Origin of the sequence: Alcaligenes sp. MMA, from assembly GCF_020907215.1 — a bacterium.
GTDB lineage: Bacteria > Pseudomonadota > Gammaproteobacteria > Burkholderiales > Burkholderiaceae_B > Alcaligenes > Alcaligenes aquatilis.
Window position 1 is genome coordinate 180,163 of record NZ_JAJJPP010000001.1, and the last position, 20,199, is coordinate 200,361.

The window sequence follows — 20,199 nt, forward strand, 5'->3', positions numbered from 1 at the left end:
ATGCCCAAGTTGTTTGCTTCTCCTTATTTGCCCGAAGAGCAGGACGCCGATATGTTCAATGACCAGGCTCCGGTACGCCAGGCTGGGCCGGTCGGTATCTTGCTGGTCAATCTGGGTACGCCGGATCAGCCCGATGCGGCATCCATTCGCCGTTATCTGGGCGAGTTTCTGTCTGATCCTCGGGTAATTGAAATCCCGCAGCCGGTCTGGCAGATTATTTTGCGCCTATTCATTTTGCCCCGCCGTCCCAGCAAGCTGGCGCCGCGTTACAAGGACATCTGGTTGCCGCAGGGCGCCCCCTTGCTGGTCTATAGCCAGGCCCAGGCCGATGGTTTACAAAAGTTGTTGCACTCGCAGGGCCACGATGTAAAGGTGGAGCTGGGGATGCGTTATGGCAATCCGTCCATTGCCAGCGGACTGGATAAATTGAAAGCTGCAGGTTGCGAGCGGATTTTGAGTTTGCCCCTCTATCCACAATATGCAGCCAGCACGACCGCGACAGCGGTCGATTGTGTCGCGGCGCATCTGGGCAAACAGCGCAATCAGCCAGAGCTGCGTTTTCTCAAGCGCTATCACACGCACCCGGATTACATTGGTTCCTTGGCAGCGCTGATTCGTCGTTATTGGGATGAACATGGCAAGCCAGAGCGCTTGTTATTGAGTTTTCACGGTTTGCCACGCCGCTGCGTGGAACTGGGTGACCCTTATTATCGCGATTGCCGTGAAACGGCCAATGCCTTGCGTGCGGCGCTCGATGAGCCTGCTGTAGAAGTCCACATGGCTTTTCAAAGTCGCTTTGGTGCGCAGCGCTGGCTGGAGCCGTACACCGAGCCTACCTTGCGTGAGTGGGGTAAGCAGGGGGTAGGACGTGTCGATGCCGTTTGCCCCGGTTTCTTGGCAGATTGCCTGGAAACCCTGGAGGAGATTCAGGTGGAGTGTCGCGACGCCTTTTTGGAAGAGGGCGGTCGCGAGTTCCATTACATTCCTTGCCTGAATGACGACCCGCAATGGATCGAAGGTCTGGGACGGCTGGCTGTGCAGCATTTGGGAGGCTGGTTGCCCAGCCGTCTGGTGTCAGCCCAGTAGTGGCCAGGGAAGGTTTTAACGGGCCGAGCGAGCAAAATACGAAAGCAGGTCTTGAACTGGGGGCAGATGCCCCCATTTTTATGCGATCAACGAATTCTGTAGTGGAGAAAAATCGAATGGCTACACACGCCGATCCCAATAAGCCTCTGGACGGGGAAGTGACGGAAAACACGCCTGAGCAGGCGCAAACGGGCACCGTCGAGCAAGACCAGCCAGAGATTTTGGCCCAGCAGCCTGAAGAGTGTTCGGCTGATCTGGCGACCGAATTGGCCCAGGCCCAGGAGAAAGTGTCGCAGTATTACGACCAGTTGCTGCGTGCCAAAGCTGAAGTGGAAAACATCCGTCGTCGTGCGGATGATGATGTTGCTAAAGCCCGTAAGTTCGGCACCGAGTCCTTTGCCGAAAGCCTGATTCCGGTGCGTGATAGCCTGGAAGCAGCCCTGGCCCAGGGCGAGCAAAGCCCTGAAACCTGGAAAGAAGGGGTGGAGACGACCTTGCGTCAACTGAACAAGGCTTTTGAACGCAATAGCTTGAAAGAAGTGGCTCCACAAGCTGGCGACAAGTTTGATCCGCATCTGCATCAGGCTATCTCGGCCGTGCCTTCGGAGTTTGAAGAGGGCGCAGTCGCCCAACTGCTGCAAAAGGGTTACACCATTTCGGATCGCGTGTTGCGTCCCGCCTTGGTGATGGTGTCAGCTCCCAAGTAATCAGAGCTTGCCTGACTGTGCCAGCAGGCTTTCCGGGCTAAACCCGCTTTCAAGCTTCTTTTCCGGGTTTCTGGCAGGCACAGTGAAAAAAATAGGGCTGTTGCTCTTGAAATGCGTACACAGTTCCCCATATGCATTTCATCAAATAATTTGCTTTCGCAATCAATCTTTTAGTCAGGTAAAAAATCATGGGCAAAATCATTGGTATTGACCTTGGAACCACCAATAGCTGTGTATCGGTGTTGGACGGCGACCAGGTTCGTATTATCGAAAATGCCGAAGGTGGTCGTACGACCCCTTCCATCGTGGCTTACATGCAGGATGGTGAAATCCTGGTTGGCGCTCCTGCCAAACGTCAGGCTGTGACCAACCCTGCCAACACCATTTTCGCGGTCAAGCGTTTGATCGGTCGTAAGTTCACTGAAAAGGCTGTTCAGACAGATATTGAACACGTGCCTTACACCATTGTTGCCGCTGATAACGGTGACGCATGGGTAGAAGCACAGGGCAAGAAGATGGCACCTCAGCAAGTGTCTGCCGACATCTTGCGCAAAATGAAGAAAACTGCCGAAGACTACCTGGGCGAAGAAGTAACCGAGGCCGTGATTACCGTGCCTGCTTACTTTAACGACAGCCAGCGTCAGGCAACCAAGGACGCAGGCCGCATTGCCGGTCTGGATGTCAAACGCATCATCAACGAGCCAACCGCAGCGGCTTTGGCTTTCGGCCTGGACAAGGCTGAAAAGGGTGATCGCAAGATTGCGGTGTATGACTTGGGTGGCGGTACGTTTGACGTGTCCATCATCGAAATCGCCGACATCGACGGTGAAAAGCAGTTTGAAGTGCTCTCCACCAACGGCGACACCTTCCTGGGTGGCGAGGACTTTGACAAGCGCATCATCGACTACATCATCGACGAGTTCAAGAAAGAAAGCGGCGTTGATCTGTCCAAAGATGTGTTGGCCTTGCAGCGTCTGAAAGAATCCGCTGAAAAAGCCAAGATCGAGCTGTCTTCTACGCAGCAGACCGAAATCAACCTGCCTTATATCACGGCAGATGCTTCCGGTCCCAAGCACTTGAACCTGAAGATCACTCGCTCCAAGCTGGAAGCGCTGGTTGAAGACCTGATCGAACGCACGATCGAGCCTTGCCGCGTTGCCATCAAGGATGCTGGCGTGAAAGTGTCGGAAATCGACGATGTGATCCTGGTCGGCGGCATGAGCCGTATGCCCAAGGTGCAAGAGCGCGTTAAAGAGTTCTTTGGCCGTGACCCACGTAAAGACATCAACCCGGATGAAGCTGTGGCCGCTGGTGCCGCGATTCAAGGTTCCGTCTTGTCGGGCGACCGTACTGACGTCTTGCTGCTGGACGTGACTCCTCTGTCCCTGGGTATTGAAACCCTGGGTGGCGTCATGACCAAGATGATCCAGAAGAACACCACGATCCCTACGCGTCATTCGCAAGTGTTCTCCACGGCTGACGACAACCAGCCTGCGGTGACCATCAAGGTGTTCCAGGGCGAGCGTGAAATTGCTGCCGGTAACAAGGCTCTGGGTGAATTCAACCTGGAGGGTATTCCACCAGCAGCACGTGGTCTGCCACAGATTGAAGTGACGTTCGACATCGACGCCAACGGTATCTTGCATGTGTCCGCCAAAGACAAGGGCACAGGCAAAGAGAACAAGATCACCATCAAGGCAAACTCCGGTTTGTCCGACGAGGAGATCGAGCGTATGGTCAAGGATGCCGAGGTCAACGCAGCTGAAGACCACCGCATCGCTGAACTGGCCGTTGCTCGCAACCAGGCCGAAGCTTTGATTCACTCGACCCGCAAGTCCTTGACGGACTACGGCGACAAGCTGGAAGCGGCAGAGAAAGAAGCCATCGAAAAGGCAATCGCTGATCTGGAGGAAACTCTGAAAGAAGGCGATAAGGAAGCCATCGACGCCAAGGTGGAAGCTTTGGGTGTGGCCTCGCAGAAACTGGGCGAGAAGATGTACGCTGACATGCAGGCTCAAGCCGCAGCACAAGAAGGTGCTGAAGGTGCAGCCCAGCAGCAGCCCGCCGATGAGAACGTGGTCGACGCTGACTTTAAAGAAGTCAAACGCGATCAGTAATTGAGAGCCTGATTCAGGTTCCCTGGCCCGATCTTTGGCGGCATACGCTGGAGATCGGGCATTATTATTCAAACAGCGGCGTTTGGACGTCGTTAATCAAACATGGCAAAACGCGACTTATATGAAATTCTCGGTGTGGCCAAAAATGCGACGCAGGATGAAATCCGCAAAGCGTATCGCAAGCTGGCCATGAAGTTCCACCCTGACCGTAATCCGGATAGCAAGGACGCCGAGGAAAAGTTCAAGGAAGCCAAGGAAGCGTACGAGATCCTGTCCGACGAACAGAAACGCGAAGCCTATGACCGCTATGGTCATGCCGGAGTCGATCCCAATGCCGGCATGGGCGGTATGGGTGGTGGCATGGGCGGGGCCGGATTTGCAGACGCCTTTGGTGATATTTTTGGTGAAATATTTGGTGGTGGCGGTGGACGTCGCGGCGGTGGCCCTCAGGTTTACCGTGGCGCGGATTTGCGCTATGCGCTTGATATCAGCCTGGAGCAGGCAGCAGCCGGTTTTGATACAGAAATTCGCGTACCAAGCTGGGAAAACTGTGAAACTTGCTCGGGTTCGGGTGCCAAACCCGGTACCTCTGCACAGACTTGCCGTACCTGCCAAGGCAGTGGCGCAGTCCGCATGCAGCAGGGCATTTTCAGCATGCAGCAAACCTGCCCGACCTGTCACGGTAGTGGCAAGGAGATTCCTGATCCCTGCGTGGTGTGCCACGGCGAAGGCAAGGTTAAAAAGACCAAGACTTTGCAGGTCAAGATTCCTGCCGGTATTGATGATGGCATGCGCATTCGCTCCAGCGGCAATGGCGAGCCTGGCGTTAACGGTGGTCCTGCCGGTGACTTGTATGTGGAAATCCGCATCAAGCCGCACGGTATTTTCCAGCGTGATGGCGAGGACCTGCATTGCGAGCTGACCATCCCCTTTACCACGGCAGCCTTGGGCGGAACGGTGGAAGTGCCTACCCTGACAGGGCGTGGCGAAATCACCATTCCAGAAGGTACTCAAGTGGGCAAGACATTCCGCTTGCGCGGCAAGGGTATCAAGGGCTTGCGCTCTAGCTACCCTGGTGACTTGTACTGCCACATTCAAATCGAGACACCTGTCCGTCTGAACGAAGAGCAAAAGAAGTTGCTGCGTCAGTTTGAACAGGCCTTGAACGATGGTGGCGTCAAGCATTCGCCCAAAAGTGAGTCCTGGACGGATAAGGTGAAGGGTTTCTTCTCCTGAATCCTGCAAGGGATAGCGAAATAAAAAGCCCGGTACATGTGTACCGGGCTTTTTTATGCCTGCCTGAACAGGCCCTGGGTTTCAGCTATCAGGGCTGGGCTTCCAGTGCAGCCGGGGCATCAGTTGGAGCTGGGGCGGGTGCCTGTCCTTGCTTTGTTTCCTGGGCTTCAGGAGCGGCAGCACCTTGTTTCTGGCGTTCGTGGTCTGCGGCAATTGCCACGACCATTTCCTTGGGTTTCAGGTATTTGCGCAAAGCCGCATTGACCTGTTCGGCATTGAGTTTTTGCAGCTCCTGGTCCATTTTCTCGGACCATTCAAAGCTACGACCCAGGTCCAGGTAGTTCAACCAGGCGCTGCTGACCACGGTGTCCTGGCTGCGCGACAAGCGACGATAATTCAGCAAAGCATTCACACCTTCTTTGACCTCTTGCTCGCTAAAGCCATCTTTTAGTGTTTGAGTCAGTACTTCGTCGATGGTCTTGCCCAGTTTTTCGCTGTTACTGGGGGCGTGGATGGCATAGACCTTCCACGAGCCATTGGGCTCATAGCTGGACGCCTCCACCTGACTGCGTACGTTGTAGGACAAGCCATCTTCCACTCGCACGCGGTTCCATAGGCGCGAAGTCTCAGACAGGCCCAGCAAGTAGTTGGCTAAGTAGACAGCCGGAAAGTCAGCATCGCTGTCTTGTAACTTCAGACCCAGATCCGCTAGATAAAAGGCGTTGGCCTTGTCTGGGGTGTTGATATCGAAGACCTTGGGGGCCACGGTTTGCAGTGGGTCGTCCGGACGCTGGTAGGTCGGGGCTTTGCGCCAGCCCTTCAGACCCTCCGCCAAAGCCTTGCGAACTTCTTCCTTGTCAAAGTCGCCCACGGCGCTAAAGGCGACATCGCCCGTACCGTAGAATTTTTGATGGAAGTCCCGTACTTGCTTGATGTTTACCGCTTGGACTCGCTCTATGCCTTCCTCAAAGCTGGGCGTGTAGCGAATATCGTCTTTAGGCCAGGGGTTGGTATAGCGTTCAATGGCCTGGCTTGCCAGGGCTGCAGGCTCGGTACTGGCCGATTTCAGGTCGGTTACAACGGCTTGCTGATATTTCTTGAGCTCGTCTTCGGGGAAGTTCGCCTCGCGCAGCACATCCAGCGCCAGAGCAATGGCTTTAGGCAGGTTCTCTCGATTCGAGGATAGGCTCAGGTACAAACGGCCATTGGAGCCGCTGGTGCTGAACTGGGTTTGCATGGCGGTGAACTGGTCGGAAATCTGTTCCCGATTCAGCTTTTTGGTGCCGGTGCTCAGCAGGCTGGCCACGGCAGCGGCGGTAGCTGTCTGGTTCTTGAGTTGATCAGGTGAGCCAAACTTGAAGGACAAGCGGGCCTCCACACGTTCAGCGCGCGTTCCCTTGGGTAGCAGCGCCATTTTCACTTCGCCCAGGTCCTTGCCCAGGGACAGGGGCCGCAGATCAGTGCGGGCCATGATGTTGGCAGGGCTAGGATCAAAGGCCTCTACCGCTTTGCCACTGTCCTTGCCGGTATAGTCTTGCACCAGTTTGGCCACATCTACTGTAGTGGCTTGCGGGGCGCGCAGCGGTTTTTCTGTAGGGATGTATAAACCATTGCTGCGGTTGCTGGCTACCAACCAGGTCTCCAACGCCTTTTGAACGTTTGGCAGCTTGGCCGCTTCTACCCGGTCGCGCTGCAGAAAGAACAAACGCCAGTCCCCGCTGGCAGCCGCTTCAGACAGTGCACTGGCCAAGCTGGAGGGATTGGCATAGGTCTGTGTCCAGCCTGTCATCCATTGGCTGCGGATGCGCTCCAGATCCGTCTCTTTCAGCGGGGACTTGGCTAAACCCTCCAGCGTGTCATTCATGACCTTCAAGGCCTTTTGCTGATCCATATCGGGTTTGAGCTCGGCGCCAAACAGGGCGTAGCCCGGATCGTGGCTTTCGGAGTCAAAGCTAAATACGCTGGTAGCCAGGTTCTGGTTGACCAGGTTCTTGTACAACTGTCCGCTGGGGGTATCGCCCAAGGCGCTGATGCCCAGGCTCAAGTCCATATATTCCGGGCTGGCGGCGCTGGGCAGGTGGTACAGCGACATGATCAGGGGGGTACCACCGTGTCGGCGCAAGGTGACTGTGCGCGTGCCGTCTTGCACCGGCTCAACCGTGTATTCGGGGCGCAGTGTACGAGTTGGCTTGGGGATGGAGCCAAAGGCCTTGGCAATGTTTTCCAGGGTTTGATCGGTGTCGAACTGCCCGGTTATAAAAAGCACGGCATTATCGGGCTGATAGTAATCGTGGTAGAACTTGCGAAGCTGTTCAATATCCACATTTTCTACGTCGGAGCGGGCGCCGATCGTGGTCTTGCCGTAGCTATGCCATTGGTAGGCGGCAGCGGTCAGTTTCTGCATCAGAACACGGAAGGGGCTGTTTTCACCGCTTTCCATTTCATTGCGTACCACGGGCATTTCCGCTTCCAGATCCTGCTTGTCGATCAAGGCGTTGACCATGACATCGGCTTGCCAGTCCAGATACCATTTCAGGGTTTCGGGATCTGCAGCGAAGCTGGCAAAGTAATTGGTACGGTCGCTGGAGGTGGTGCCGTTGGCTTCCAGACCGCGTTTGGAAAATTCGCCCAGCGCATTGCGCAAGGTGGGCGTGCCGCGAAACAGCATGTGCTCCAGCAGGTGAGCCATGCCGGTTTGCCCGTAGTTCTCGTGTCGTGAGCCGACCAGATACGTCATATTGACCGTGGTCGTGGGTTTGGAGTCGTCTGGGGCCAGAACCAGGCGCAGGCCATTGTCCAGAGTGTATTGAGTGACGCCTTCGACAGAGGGGCCTTGGGCCAGACCTGCGGGTAGGGCATAGGCTGCCAGCGAAGTGGACAGCAGCGCAGCCCCTGCAAGATGGCGCAGGCGCAGGGCGGCAATCAGTACAGAGAGTTTCATGAACACATCCTTACGGTTTTAGCGATGAAAAAGCCAGCCAAGCCGACCAGTGTCTTTTGTAGCATGGGGTCGTTTGGCTGGGTAGGCAGCTTGCCTTACAAATGTCCGGCGTGATCGAAAAAAAACCCATCAGGGACACTGATGGGCAAAACAGCAAGAAAACGATGCCGCGTCTAGCTGGGTTTGTGTTTTAGCCTCTCCAAAGCCTCCTTGCGTAGGTGGCTTAGGCTCTTGAAGAGAAAATCGTAAAGTGCAGCCAATTGCTTGGGGTTGTAGTGTGCCGTGGCATCCATGATGTGATGGGCAGGCAGGTTCATATCAGTAATCAGGCGCTTGCAGCGCTCTTGGTTGGGATACAGGCTGGTCATGCGCCCGTCGCGCGGGTGCGGCTTGCGCAGCAGATATCCGGCGCTTTCCAAGCGTGTAATCAAAGCCTGCGTACCACTGGGACTCAAGTCCAGTAGCTGGGCCAGCTTGCCGGGAGACAGAGGTTTGAACTCCAGTACGAACTCCAGAGCCTTGTATTCATTCAGGCTCAAGCCCGCTGCTTGTGCCAACTGGGTTTTGTTTGCCTCCAGGTAGACATCAAACTGGCGCAGCATCATGCGCACAATGTCGCTTTGCATATGCCCTGATAAAACCTCGTCCCTTGCTTCTGGCTCGGTCCAATCCGTTCTCAGGGGCTGTTTATTAGGCATATGCACACATCCTTAACGCGGGGGAGCGCCCAGCAAACCGTTAATCAGACCGGTGACGGGGCTTAGTAGACCGACATTGGTGGCGGCGCCTGTGTTGCCAGGAGGCGTTTCGGTCGTGGCCGCAGGTGGGCTAAGCAAACCATTGCCCAGCAGACCGGTGATGGGGGCCAACAAGCCTGGGTTATTGGCCATGTCGCCACCAAGACCACTCGTCACGCTGCTGACCAGGTGGGTGACAGGGGCCAGCAGGCCAGCGTTTTGTTCTGTGCCGTCCGCAAGTCCGCCAGTCAGGGAATGCGCCAGACCAGTAATGGGGGACAGAAGCCCGTCATTGCCGACGTTCCCGCCTGCTAAGCCACCAGTTAACCCGTCGACCAGATTGGTGACAGGGGTCAGTAAACCGGCGTTGTTATTGAGTGCTGTGGTTTGAGCACCGAGCAAAGGTTGTAGCTGATTGCTGTCATGCAAGAGTGCATCGCTTGTCGCGGCAAGGCTGCCCGTTAGGTTTTCCAGCGTGGAGCTAATCGGGTTGGGATTGTTGGGGTCGTTATGGAGCAGGCCTCTTGCGCTACCGACCGTATCACTGACTCCATACAATAAGTTGCCCGCCGCTTGTCCTGCGTTGAGTGGGAGATTGGCGTTTTCAATGAGCTTGCCCACAATATCGATGCCATGTTCAGTTTCGTCCAGGGTGACGTTGACGCCTTCGCTGTCGATGATGGTGCCTAGATCAATTGCTTCCATTATTCGAGCTCTCCAGGGCTCTATATCCTGGATGTCTAGTATTTGATCAGCGCTTAATCCAACACGCTGTCCGTAATCGCGCAATCCGACAGGCAGAATGTTATCTACTGCTTGACCTGTATTTGCCAAGCTCGTTTCAAGCGGGCCGGGTTGGACGACCATTGTTTCTGCTGTTCTCAGGTTTTGACTCAGGTTCAGATTTGCTGGAACAGCGAGAGGGCTGGCTCCCAGCAAATCGGCCTGGGCAGTCGTAGAGAACAGACTGGCTGTCAGGCTGAGCAAAACGATCCTGCTGGACGTAAAACGTGTCTTTATAGTCATGACTTACTCCATCTGAAGATCAGGATTGCTCAGGCGTTTCAAATCTGAATGAGTGAGCTCCTGGGGATAAGGGATGGGGCGGTTGAGCGCCCCATCCTTCCGTTTAGCGGGGGCCGCCCAGCAAGCCGCCGAGCAGGCCGGTTACCGGGGCCAGCAAGCCGCCGTTGTTGGTGCCTGTAGTGGTCCCACCACCGGCATTCACGCTGCCAGAGGCACCGCCATCTACCGAAGGGGCTGCTCCGCCCAAAAGCCCGCCGGTCAAACCACCGACCAAGCCAGTTACAGGAGCCAGCAAACCGCCGTTGGCAGCGTCACCACCACCCAGTCCTCCGGTCAGGCCACCCACCAGATTTGTGACGGGAGCCAGCAAACCGCCGTTGGCAGCGTCACCACCACCCAATCCTCCGGTCAGGCCACCCACCAGATTCGTGACGGGAGCCAGCAAACCGCCGTTGGCGGCGTCACCACCACCCAATCCTCCGGTCAGGCCACCCACCAGATTTGTGACGGGAGCCAGCAAACCGCCGTTGGCGGCGTCACCACCACCCAGTCCTCCGGTCAGGCCACCCACCAGATTCGTGACAGGAGCCAGCAAACCGCCGTTGGCACCTTCGCCACCACCCAAACCGCCGACCAAACCACCGACCAGACCCGTGACAGGAGCCAACAAGCCGCCGTTAGCGGCGTCACCACCACCCAGTCCTCCGGTCAGGCCACCGACCAGATTTGTGACAGGAGCCAGCAAACCGCCGTTGGCAGCGTCACCACCGCCCAAGCCTCCTGTCAGGCCGCCGAGCAAGCCGGTAACTGGTGAGAGCAAGCCACCTTCGCCGTTACCTGTCAGGCCACCAGTCAGGGAGGCGACGGCTTGTGTGGCGTGGTTCAAGGTGTTGCCCAGCGGGTTTGTATTGCTGTCAGTTTGGTGAACCAGTCCACCGACCGAGGCAACGGCCTGGCCCAAGTGTCCAACGACACCGCCCAGACCCAGCGGGGCGGCGCCATCGATCTGAGTACCCACATTGCCCAGGGCACTACCTACGCCGCCCAATAGGGCGTTGATGGGCTGGCCAACACCTAGGCCATCGCCCACTTGTTGAGTGATATTGGTCACCGTGGCACCTACAGGAGCGACCACGGTATCCAGGGTTTCACCGACATTGCCCAGGATGGGGTTCAAGCCAACAGGCAAGATGTTGTCGACAGTCTGGCCTACGTTGGCAAGGGAAGGTTCAAGAATGGGGGCGGCATCGGTACCGTCCAGCAAACCTCCCAAACCGAGTTGGCCGGTGATGGGGTGCAACAAGCTGCCTTCGCCCAAGAGGGAGTCGGTCAGTGCCGCCACGCCACCTGTGGCGTGGCCCAGCACGGCGGTCAATGGATTAGGGTTGTTGGCGTCAGCATGCAGCAAACCGCCTGCACTGCCCACCGCGTTGCCCAATCCCGTTAAGAGACCGCCTACGCCTTGGCCTAGATTCAGGGGCAGGCCACTATTGCCCAGTTGCTCGCCCAGATTGGTCACAACACCACCTACTTGCTGTGTTAGACCATTGATGGGCTGGCCCAAGCCGGTTGCGCCGCCAATTTGTTGAGTCAGACCCGTGGCTGTGTCCACGACAGGAGCAACCACGGTGTCCAGTGTTTTGCCCAGTTTGCCACCGGTATCTTGTAGACCGACTGGCAGGACATTGTCGACGGCTTCGCCGACATTATTCAGCGTAGTTTCAAGGGGGCCAGGAGTGCGAGGGTTTCCGCCGTTATCACCACCGCCGTTGTCGCCACCGCCGTTGTCGCCACCGCCGTTGTCGCCACCGCCGTTATCACCGCCGCCGTTATCACCACCGCCGTTGTCGCCACCGCCGTTATCACCGCCGCCGTTATCACCACCGCCGTTGTCGCCACCGCCGTTATCACCACCGCCGTTGTCGCCACCGCCGTTATCACCACCGCCGTTATCACCGCCGCCGTTATCACCACCGCCGTTGTCGCCGCCGCCGTTATCACCGCCGTTACCTGGTCCGCCCGTGCCTGGGCCAGGGTTGGTGGGGGTTTCTCCACCGCCACCACCACTGCCGCCTCCTAATAAGCTGCCGCAGGCGGTCAAGGTCAATGTGCTGGCCATTAAGGTGGCCAGGAGTGTCAGGCGTAGGCCTGGTTTCTTGCTGTCTGTATTTTTATGCATTGCTTGCTCCAATAAATGATCGGGGTACTTGCTTGCTTCCTGATTCTTGTATAAGCAATTTGCATGCCAATTAATTGGGTTTGCGATAGGCCGCATGTGCTCTTGGTTTGGCGTAAAGTAAGCAAAAAAAAGAGGGCTATTTGTTACGGGTTTTGGGCTTTGGGCGGAACGTGTTACGTAACAAAAAAAGAACCGCTGACAAGCAGCGGTTCGGTAGAGGGAGGGCAGGGTGCTCAGGAGGTTCGTGGCACCAGGGCCTTGGCATCCAGCCAGGCTTTGGTGTTCTGCCTGAAGGTGCTCATGCTATCGACCAGAAAGTCGTACATGGCAATTAGCTGGGCCGGGTTTTGATTCGCTGCGGTGTTGATGGCCTGATTAATGGCACGCTCTTTCACAGCCAGAACCTCGCGACACTTTTCCATCACCGGGTGCAAGGCAATTACGCGCTTGTCCAAGGGGTGACGGCCCCGTGTGATGTAACCCCGATGTTCAAGGCGGTTGATAAGGGCGCTGACACCGCTGGCACTCAAGTCCATCAGGTGTGCTAACTGACCAGTGGGCAAGGCATCGAATTCCATGATGTATTCCAAGGCCTTGAAATCGTTCAGAGGCATGTTTGCCTCTTCGGCCAAGCTGGCTTTCAGAGCTTCTGCGTAGATGGTGAACTGACGACCCAGCATCTTGCCCAGATCCATCAGCATCTTTTCTGAAAGCATGCTGTGTTCATCGTTGTGCGAGGACCAGTTGGAGCGGGCCCCGGCACTTTGTGCGCCAGGGTGACGGCTCACCGGCAAACTGACCGGGTTCATGACTTTATTCATCATTGACGGCCACCTCCCAGCAGGCCACCGAGCAAGCCGGTTACGGGCGCCAGCAAGCCGCCATTGGCTTGCCCACCGCCGCTTGTGTCTGCATTTGCCTGCACATTGACGCCGCCGGTCAATCCACCCACCAGGCCGCCGACCAAACCGGTAACCGGTGCCAGTAAGCCGCCACCTGCCTGGCCTTCTACGGCGGCGCCACCACCAATCGAAACACTGCCTGTGATACCGCCCAGAAGGCCGGTTACAGGGGCTAGCAAGCCACCGTTGGATGCGTCACCACCAGTCAAGCCACCCGTTAAACCGCCAACCAGGTTAGTGACGGGGGCCAATAGTCCGCCGTTGGCGACCTCACCACCGCCCAAGCCTCCGGTCAAGCCACCGACCAGGTTGGTAACCGGGGCCAGTAGCCCACCGTTCGCGCCGTCGCCGCCGCCCAAGCCGCCAGTGAGTCCACTGACCAAACCAGTAACCGGGGCCAGCAGCCCACCGTTGGCAGCATCACCGCCGCCCAAACCGCCGGTCAAACCACCGACCAGGTTAGTGACGGGTGCCAGCAAACCGCCGTTCGCTCCATCTCCGCCACCAAGGCCACCTAGCAGCCCGGTTACAGGTGCCAGCAGGCCACCCCCTTCACCGCCTGTGATGCCGCCTAAGCCACCTGTCAGGGAAGCGACGGCTTGGGTGGCGTGATTCAAGGTGTTGCCCAAGGGATTGGTGTTTGCATCTGTCGCGTGCAACAACCCGCCTGCCGAGGCGACAGCCTGTCCCAGATGTCCTACGACACCGCCCAGTCCAAGAGGCGCTGCATTGTCCAACTGGCTACCCACGTTCCCCAAGGCACTACCGACACCCCCGAGCAACGCATTGATGGGTTGGCCTACCCCTAGGCCATCACCCACTTGCTGAGTCACATTGGTGACGGTGGCAACGACCGGTGCCACCGTGTTATCCAAGGCGCCACCCACATCACCCAGAATCGGGTTCAGGCCCAGCGGCAGAATGTTGTCCACGGTTTGCCCGACATTGCCCAGTGCAGGTTGCAGGATGGGTTCGCCGCTGCCCGCCAACAAGATTCCGTCCAGGCCCAGTTGTGAGGTCAATGGGTGCAGCAGGCTGCCTTCACCCAGCAAGGAGCCGGTCAGCACTTCTACGCCTTTGGTGGCGTGGTGCAGGGTGTTGCCCAGCGGGTTGGGGTTGTTGGGATCGTTAACCAGCAAGCCGCCGACCGAACCGACGGCTTGACCCAGATGGGATAGCAGGCCGCCAGCGCCTTCACCCAGATTCAGGGGCAGGCCTGTCTGACCTAATTGCTCGCCCAGATTGGTCACAACGCCACCGACTTGATTTGTCAGACCGTTGACCGGTTGGCCCAGTCCAGTCACGCCGCCGACGGTGCGTGTGGTGTCGGTCACGATGTCGGTGACGGGTTTGAGTGCGCTATCGAGCGTTTTGCCCAGTTGATTGCCCGTTTTGCTCAGGTTCAAGGGCACTACGTTGTCCACTGCCTGGCCCAGATTGCCCAGCGCATTTTGTGTCAGGCTAGTGTCCTTGCCGCCGTTATCGCCGCCACCATTGTCCCCACCGCCGTTATCTCCACCGCCGTTGTCTCCGCCGCCATGGTCGCCATCGCCGGGGTTGGGCAGGTTGGGATCAACAACAGGTGGGCGAACCGATACATCCAGACCATCGCGTACCCCACCGCGCGAGGAGCAACCGGCCAGAACGGCGGCGCTGATGACTAAGGTAGCGACAACGGCGCGTTGCAGTTTGCGTTGGGTCGAGGCGTTTCTTGCTGAATTCCTTGCTTTCATGTCTGACTCCGATCTGAAGTGTGAGCACGCCCTCAAGGGGCTCTTGATAGACATTAAGCAAGTATCGTGCCAGATTTGCTTGGTAATGCTTTGTTTTAATTTTGTTGTTTTTAATCAAATGGTTGGGTTGGTTTTTTGTTTTCTTTTGAAATCATGCTGCCAGGTTTCAAGGCTCACTTAAGCTTGTTGAAGGCTGTTTTTGTGGAGTGTTCCGTTCCTGTTACGTAACGTTTTTCGTAACACCTGAGCTTGAAATTCGTTGGAATGCAAAACAAAAAAGGCCATCTTGTGATGGCCTTGGGGGAACTGTGCAACAGGTGCCGTGTTTAAAACCCGTCGTAAAAGAACAGGAAGTTAGTGTTTAAACGTAGCTTGCGTTCATCGGAGTTAACCGGCAAATCTCCCAGTGGTTTGGCGACATTGATGTCAAACAAATAATGCTTGTTGTTCGATAGCCGGACCCCAATCGCAGCAGATCGCAGGTTGCGGTTGTTGTAGCTGTTGAGTCGGTCCAGGTTGTACCAGGCACGCGCCCAGTCATAGGCGATATACGGCTGAATGTTGTTGAGCCAGGTGGAAGAGTTTGTGAAGCGTCGGTTGATCTCCAGCGTAGCGCCCACGCCTTTGTCGCCCGCCAGTTCGCCTTGTGGGTAACCATAGCCATGCCGCCAGGCGCCAAAAGAAATCTGTTCGGAGTTCGGTAAGACGTTCGAGCTGTACTGGCCGCTGGCTGAGAAACTCATGCCGAACTGGCCTGGCAAAGCCAGGTTCTGTTTGAAAGAGGCTGTCCAGCGGGTGAAGTCCAAATCCAGATCCGATTCGGCATCACGCTGCAAATAGGTGTTCAGGGATTTGCGGGCGCCCATGGCATCCAGGCCTTTATATACCCCGAAATTGACCTCGCGAGATTGGCGTGGCGAGGCATCGGTATAGCGCAATTCGGCCTTCAGAGCGCGTACGTCCGTGGTGTTTTCAATCCAGACATTATCCAGCGTTTTGTGGGTGTAATCGTCCAGGGAGCGGCTGGCATAAAAGCCCGCTGTGCCTTTAAGGCTGCGCTGATTGTTCAAAATAAAGGGATAACTGATCGCCGCCCCGATGCGTTCGTTGATGACCTTACGGTTCCAGCCCTGGCTTTCCAGCACTTCGTCGCGCGGCTCGGAGCGGTAGTGATAACCGTCAATTTCCAGGTTCAAGCCGTTGCCGGTCAGGGGGATGGTCAGGTTACCGCTGACATATTTGACGTCTTCGGAGTGGGTAGGAATGGCGGCGGTCAGTTTTAGCTCTTCGCCCAAGGGAGTCAGGCTATTGGCGCTCAGTTGTACCAGAGCCTGCTTGCTGGAGCCCATTTCCGCGACACTGGCATTGGCTCTGAAGGATTTGTGCTGGGCATTGATGAGCAGTTCAGAGGCGCCATCGGTGCGTACGGGCATGTCCAGCTTGGGATCGATTTTCAGGCCAGGGACGGTACGCAGCAGATTCATGGTGCGCTCCAGCGTGCGCTGGGTCAGCGGCTTTTCATCCACCATGGCCTGGGCAATGCGTTCGATGCGTGCCTGGCTGCGTCCTGGATCGCCCTCAATACGAACACTGCCCACATGGCCCTCCACCACTGTGACCTTGATGTGTCCTTGCGAGAAGTCCTGCTGCTGCAAGATGGCAAAGGACAGCGGGTAGCCTTGTTGTTGATACAGGGCGGTGATTTTGTTCACCTCATTGATCAACTGGGCAATGCTCAGTGTTTTGCCGGCCAGGGGTTCCAAAATAGCGGTGATCTGCTCAAAAGGAATACTGCGACTGCCGCTGACATCAAAGCTGCGCACCACCACTTGCAGTTGCAGTTGTTGTTGCAACTGACTTTGGGCTGCTGCGGGCGGGATATGTAAAGAGGGCGTGCGGGTGCTGGGTGTAGGCGCATTAATAGGCGGCAAAGAGTCAACCGGGTTCCCCCGCAAGGGGGCGTCTGCCCAGCTTTCTGAACCTGTTGTGGCCAGACCCATGCATAAACCCAAGCTGATGATGATATCGGGGGTTTTTTTTCTGGGCAGAGCCAGCGACAAGTGGTGCTTGAGATTCATGTTCATTAATGAGTATTCGCTAGAAATCGGGCGCTTTTTTCTACTGTGCCGTAGTTTATCTTCGCTGTCACTTTTTGGTGTTTGAAAGCAGGGAATTCCTTCTTGCCGCTTTAAAAAGCGTTAACTATTACATTCTGAAACGTAAAAAAAATAGGCATGATTTAGCTCGTTAGCGAACAGTCCTTTATCACTGTATTCATGCTTACTTAAGGGGGTTCTGGTTTTCCCTTGTGGGTAGCGACGAATCGAAAAAAAACCGCTTTCTTTCAAGTAATTAAAGCTGTATTCCTGGTGTTCTACAACAATGGGTTTCCGTTTGTTCTGTTTCATTTTGAAATGATAAAAACGGTAACATTAACAAGATTCGACACAAAACAGGTAAGTAAAAGTTTCAAATTAGCTGTTTTTTAGCCTTTTTTCATGGGAATTTGGCTGTTGTAAATACACAATCATGCGTTTTTCGTATCTTTAGGCTAGAATTCGTTTGTGTATTTAACGGTTGTTACACGTAAACCCTAGTAAAAACATAGACATACCTGGGTTTAAGATGATTTCATCTGAAAAATACAAAAATTGATAACAGTTAGCGGTGAAAGTTGCCAAATTTGGCAAAGTGTTGTGCCCCGAGGGGCCTCTAGCCCTCGCCATTGAGGGTGGTTTTTTCTTTTTAAATGGGGACGGTCATGAAGACTCAACTTCAGCAATTCTGGAACGATGAAGACGGTGCAACGGCTATTGAATATGGCCTGATCGCGGGGCTGATCGCTGTGGCGATTATTGCTGCTTTGACAGCACTCGGTGCCGATTTGCGTGCGATGTTTGAGAAGGTTTCCACGTCGGTTAAGGCAGGCACAGATGGCTCTAGTAGTAACGGTGGTTAATTCGCACGAGTAGTTTTGTTCGAGCATCAGCCAATTCAAGAATGGCTGTGCCTTTTAGCTTGAATGGCTGATGCTTATGTCTGTTTTAATTAATCTTTCTTTTATTTTTATTCTGTTTTTCTTTTCCGTTCAGATTATTTATAACGATCTGAGATTACGGAAAATCCCTAATGCCTTATTAGTTTTTTATGGTTTAGCGGTTCTGCTGCATAAGCTTGTTGTCAGCCTGTCTTATGGCCTTCCTTTGGGATGGGTGGCGGGCTGGGGGGACTCCTTGATCGGTTTTGCAGCCGCCCTGATCGTGTTTTATCCAGTCTGGTTATTACGTTTGATGGGGGCAGCCGATGTAAAGCTGATGGCGGTGCTGGGCCTGGCCTTGGGGTGGAAAGAAGCCGGCATGGTGGTGTTGTTTGGCACGGTATTGGCCGGTTTGCATGCCTTGGTACTGGTGCTGATTCCATCGTTGGAACGTAAGTACGGATTTGCTTTGCCGGGCGTCCGGGTCAAGGCACGTAGTGTGCCTTTGGGGGCCTGGTTATGCCTTGCAACAATGGGGTGGGTATGGATTCACAATCAATAAAGCCCCCACGAGAGGGCCAATTCGCAAAACGGCGTGGTGTCGATAAAAAGTATCAACAAGGAGCCTACGCGCTGGAGTTTGCATTGGTTTTTCCCCTGCTGTTTCTCTTTATGTATGGCTTGCTGACGTTCGGTTTGATCATGACCGCCCAGCAGTCTTTGAATTTTGCGGCCGAATCCGGTGCCCGTGCTGCCCTGATTGAGCCAGGTGCTGGGCCGGGCGGCCCTATGCTTAGCCCGGATCGTTTGCAGGCACGCGCGGATCGCGCCAAGGCAGTGGCTGCCGATCAGGTGCAGTGGTTAAGCAGTTGGGTGGGCAGTGAGCATGTACGCATCACCACGGATTTGCATAGTGAAGAGCTGCGTGTTGGCATTGTGTACGACTATCTTCAAGCCCCGCTGATTCCCCGTTTCGCTCCCGATACCTTGTTTGCCTTGGTGGTGCCCGAACAATTAAAGGGCAATGCGCAAATTAATTTGCTGGTCGCTGGCGAAGTGGGCGCAATGGGGGGCACGCCATGACTCGGTTAGCCCAGTCCTTGCCTGCCACGCAGCACCAGCAAGGCATTGCTGCTATCGAATTCGCCTTGATGGTGGGGGTTCTACTGCTGATCTTCAGCGGCATCATCACGTTTAGCTCTTTGTTTTTGGCCAAGCAGAAAATGAGCCATCTGGTCGGTGACCTTTCCCGGCAAGTGACGATGCACGTCAAAACCGTGGATGAAATTGCCCCCTTTTTGAATGACGTACTGGCGAAAGATTATGGCAAGGGCCAAGCCAAGAGCGATGCGTTTTTGCATTGGTTTGGCGATCTTAGTGCGGATGTTCAGTCCCAGGCCTGTACCTCGGAGCCGCAGTACGACTGCGCCCAGCTTTCCCTGACGCTGGATATTGAACCCGGAATCCTTTCTCAAACCCTGGATCTGCTCAGACCTGAAGAAGATCAGGCAGATCCATTGCGCAGCTTAAGCGCCAAGACATTACTCGTACTACGGAGACCACATTAATGAGCGGCATTATGAAGGGGGCAGCAGTCCTTTTATTGCTGATCGCAGCCGTGCTGGTTGCGTTTGCCTTGTACCTGGGTATGAAGCCCAAACCCGAGGTCATCCAGCCAGTAGTCAGCACGCAAAACACAGAGCCTGCGGCCAGCTTGCAGGCAGTGGTTCTGGTCAAACGAGATGTGAAAGCCGGGGAAACCTTGCAGGCCGATGCCCTGGAGCTGGCGCAGTGGCCTGCCGCTCCCGCTCAGTCTTTCAATAACTTGGAGGCCTTGACCGGCAAAACCTTGCGTTTTGATTTGGGCCAGGGCCAGCCGGTGCTCAGTAGTTTCATCGCCAAAAGCCTGGCCAGTTATCTGGAGGATGGCGAGCGTGCCGTTACCATCCCCATTGATGTCATTACCGGCGCCAGCCATAGGGTGGAGCCGGGCGATCTGGTTGATATTTTCATCACCTTCAATAGTGGTAACGAGGTCAACGACACGCAAGCCCGTTTGTTGATGCCGCGTGTGCGCGTGCTGGCCTACGGCGGTGCCTCGCTGTCCGGGCCGGATCCGGTGCAAGCCAATACCAACAATCGTGCCGAGACCCAAGCCCGCCATGCCATGTTGGCGGTCCCTGTGGAGTCGGTCAATGAGCTTTTGCTGGCCAGCCGCAGCGGCGGCCTGCAATTGGTCTTGCGTGCGCCCCAGGACGAAAACCTGCCTGATGCTTCTTTATTCCCCGAATTTGCGGGCTTGATTCCAGCGCGTGCGGGGCTGGACGCGGATCAACGCGACGCCTTGAAATTGCCGGAAAACCGTGCGATGGCCGGTTTGGGTTTGCGCGAGTTTGCCATCAGCCAGACTGAAAAAGAGCAGGTTCAGGCACGAGCCAAAGCCAATGGTGAACCGTATGCGGCGCCGCCGCGTCGCACGGAAGTCATCCGCGGGGGCCGTTTAGAGGTCATTCAGTATTAAGCAATACACATCTTGTTGTGGGGACGGGTCAGCCAAG

Annotated in this window: 16 protein-coding genes; 9 read left to right on the top strand and 7 right to left on the bottom strand. The window is 55.7% G+C overall.

The genetic code is table 11. From position 1 onward, the window contains the following. From hemH to dnaJ, 4 genes are all read left to right on the top strand, one after another. On the top strand, window positions 1-1,086 hold the full coding sequence (hemH, locus tag LNA76_RS00775) for a ferrochelatase (RefSeq protein WP_094197409.1): 1,086 nt from the start codon (window positions 1-3) through the stop codon (window positions 1,084-1,086). A 116-nt stretch (window positions 1,087-1,202) separates the two neighbouring features. Beyond that, complete coding sequence (gene grpE / locus LNA76_RS00780; protein WP_094197408.1) at window positions 1,203-1,793, top strand: nucleotide exchange factor GrpE; 591 nt, start codon at window positions 1,203-1,205, stop codon at window positions 1,791-1,793. 188 nt (window positions 1,794-1,981) lie between these two features. Next, window positions 1,982-3,910, top strand: a complete 1,929-nt coding sequence (gene dnaK, locus LNA76_RS00785) for a molecular chaperone DnaK (protein WP_230017635.1) — start codon at window positions 1,982-1,984, stop codon at window positions 3,908-3,910. Between the two features lie 102 nt (window positions 3,911-4,012). Continuing rightward, a complete protein-coding gene (dnaJ, locus tag LNA76_RS00790) occupies window positions 4,013-5,146 on the top strand; it encodes a molecular chaperone DnaJ (RefSeq protein WP_094197406.1) in 1,134 nt (377 codons plus the stop codon). A gap of 88 nt (window positions 5,147-5,234) precedes the next feature. Here dnaJ and LNA76_RS00795 read toward each other — a convergent pair whose 3' ends face one another. From LNA76_RS00795 to LNA76_RS00825, 7 genes are all read right to left on the bottom strand, one after another. Further along, a complete protein-coding gene (locus LNA76_RS00795) occupies window positions 5,235-8,087 on the bottom strand; it encodes a M16 family metallopeptidase (RefSeq protein WP_230017636.1) in 2,853 nt (950 codons plus the stop codon). Between the two features lie 173 nt (window positions 8,088-8,260). Next, window positions 8,261-8,713 carry a MarR family winged helix-turn-helix transcriptional regulator gene (locus tag LNA76_RS00800; RefSeq protein ID WP_230017637.1) on the bottom strand — a complete coding sequence of 151 codons (453 nt, stop codon included), beginning with the start codon at window positions 8,711-8,713 and terminating at the stop codon, window positions 8,261-8,263. An 84-nt stretch (window positions 8,714-8,797) separates the two neighbouring features. Further along, window positions 8,798-9,850, bottom strand: a complete 1,053-nt coding sequence (locus LNA76_RS00805) for a hypothetical protein (protein WP_326833638.1) — start codon at window positions 9,848-9,850, stop codon at window positions 8,798-8,800. A gap of 103 nt (window positions 9,851-9,953) precedes the next feature. Continuing rightward, entirely contained in the window at window positions 9,954-12,029 is a 2,076-nt protein-coding gene (locus LNA76_RS00810; RefSeq protein WP_230017639.1) for a collagen-like triple helix repeat-containing protein, read from the bottom strand. 233 nt (window positions 12,030-12,262) lie between these two features. Then, the gene (locus LNA76_RS00815; protein ID WP_230017640.1) at window positions 12,263-12,853 is read right to left on the bottom strand and encodes a MarR family winged helix-turn-helix transcriptional regulator; all 591 of its coding nucleotides are present in this window, start codon (window positions 12,851-12,853) and stop codon (window positions 12,263-12,265) included. Further along, the gene (locus tag LNA76_RS00820) at window positions 12,850-14,664 is read right to left on the bottom strand and encodes a collagen-like triple helix repeat-containing protein (RefSeq protein WP_230017641.1); all 1,815 of its coding nucleotides are present in this window, start codon (window positions 14,662-14,664) and stop codon (window positions 12,850-12,852) included. Before LNA76_RS00820 ends, LNA76_RS00815 begins: the two co-directional genes overlap by 4 nt. A gap of 326 nt (window positions 14,665-14,990) precedes the next feature. Then, window positions 14,991-16,748: a ShlB/FhaC/HecB family hemolysin secretion/activation protein gene (locus tag LNA76_RS00825; protein ID WP_230017642.1), complete on the bottom strand. Its 1,758-nt coding sequence runs from the start codon at window positions 16,746-16,748 to the stop codon at window positions 14,991-14,993. A 677-nt stretch (window positions 16,749-17,425) separates the two neighbouring features. Between LNA76_RS00825 and LNA76_RS00830 the strand changes: the two genes are divergently transcribed. The 5 genes from LNA76_RS00830 to cpaB all read left to right on the top strand — a co-directional run bounded on the left by LNA76_RS00830 (window position 17,426) and on the right by cpaB (window position 20,162). Beyond that, entirely contained in the window at window positions 17,426-17,623 is a 198-nt protein-coding gene (locus LNA76_RS00830) for a Flp family type IVb pilin (RefSeq protein WP_230017643.1), read from the top strand. A gap of 76 nt (window positions 17,624-17,699) precedes the next feature. Beyond that, a complete protein-coding gene (locus tag LNA76_RS00835) occupies window positions 17,700-18,203 on the top strand; it encodes an A24 family peptidase (RefSeq protein WP_230017646.1) in 504 nt (167 codons plus the stop codon). Then, window positions 18,185-18,724, top strand: coding sequence for a TadE/TadG family type IV pilus assembly protein (locus tag LNA76_RS00840; protein ID WP_230017648.1), 540 nt, complete (start codon window positions 18,185-18,187; stop codon window positions 18,722-18,724). Before LNA76_RS00835 ends, LNA76_RS00840 begins: the two co-directional genes overlap by 19 nt. After that, entirely contained in the window at window positions 18,721-19,209 is a 489-nt protein-coding gene (locus tag LNA76_RS00845; protein WP_108727803.1) for a TadE/TadG family type IV pilus assembly protein, read from the top strand. Before LNA76_RS00840 ends, LNA76_RS00845 begins: the two co-directional genes overlap by 4 nt. Beyond that, on the top strand, window positions 19,209-20,162 hold the full coding sequence (gene cpaB, locus LNA76_RS00850) for a Flp pilus assembly protein CpaB (RefSeq protein WP_108727802.1): 954 nt from the start codon (window positions 19,209-19,211) through the stop codon (window positions 20,160-20,162). Before LNA76_RS00845 ends, cpaB begins: the two co-directional genes overlap by 1 nt. Window positions 20,163-20,199 lie beyond the last annotated feature (37 nt).

Bases quoted from the DNA above. Each gene is read 5' to 3' on its own strand.
- hemH (WP_094197409.1), top strand. From the start codon at position 1: ATGCCCAAGTTGTTTGCTTCTCCTTATTTGCCCGAAGAGCAGGACGCC.
- grpE (WP_094197408.1), top strand. From the start codon at position 1,203: ATGGCTACACACGCCGATCCCAATAAGCCTCTGGACGGGGAAGTGACG.
- dnaK (WP_230017635.1), top strand. From the start codon at position 1,982: ATGGGCAAAATCATTGGTATTGACCTTGGAACCACCAATAGCTGTGTA.
- dnaJ (WP_094197406.1), top strand. From the start codon at position 4,013: ATGGCAAAACGCGACTTATATGAAATTCTCGGTGTGGCCAAAAATGCG.
- LNA76_RS00795 (WP_230017636.1), bottom strand. From the start codon at position 8,087: ATGAAACTCTCTGTACTGATTGCCGCCCTGCGCCTGCGCCATCTTGCA.
- LNA76_RS00800 (WP_230017637.1), bottom strand. From the start codon at position 8,713: ATGCAAAGCGACATTGTGCGCATGATGCTGCGCCAGTTTGATGTCTAC.
- LNA76_RS00805 (WP_326833638.1), bottom strand. From the start codon at position 9,850: ATGACTATAAAGACACGTTTTACGTCCAGCAGGATCGTTTTGCTCAGC.
- LNA76_RS00810 (WP_230017639.1), bottom strand. From the start codon at position 12,029: ATGCATAAAAATACAGACAGCAAGAAACCAGGCCTACGCCTGACACTC.
- LNA76_RS00815 (WP_230017640.1), bottom strand. From the start codon at position 12,853: ATGATGAATAAAGTCATGAACCCGGTCAGTTTGCCGGTGAGCCGTCAC.
- LNA76_RS00820 (WP_230017641.1), bottom strand. From the start codon at position 14,664: ATGAAAGCAAGGAATTCAGCAAGAAACGCCTCGACCCAACGCAAACTG.
- LNA76_RS00825 (WP_230017642.1), bottom strand. From the start codon at position 16,748: ATGAACATGAATCTCAAGCACCACTTGTCGCTGGCTCTGCCCAGAAAA.
- LNA76_RS00830 (WP_230017643.1), top strand. From the start codon at position 17,426: ATGAAGACTCAACTTCAGCAATTCTGGAACGATGAAGACGGTGCAACG.
- LNA76_RS00835 (WP_230017646.1), top strand. From the start codon at position 17,700: ATGTCTGTTTTAATTAATCTTTCTTTTATTTTTATTCTGTTTTTCTTT.
- LNA76_RS00840 (WP_230017648.1), top strand. From the start codon at position 18,185: ATGGATTCACAATCAATAAAGCCCCCACGAGAGGGCCAATTCGCAAAA.
- LNA76_RS00845 (WP_108727803.1), top strand. From the start codon at position 18,721: ATGACTCGGTTAGCCCAGTCCTTGCCTGCCACGCAGCACCAGCAAGGC.
- cpaB (WP_108727802.1), top strand. From the start codon at position 19,209: ATGAGCGGCATTATGAAGGGGGCAGCAGTCCTTTTATTGCTGATCGCA.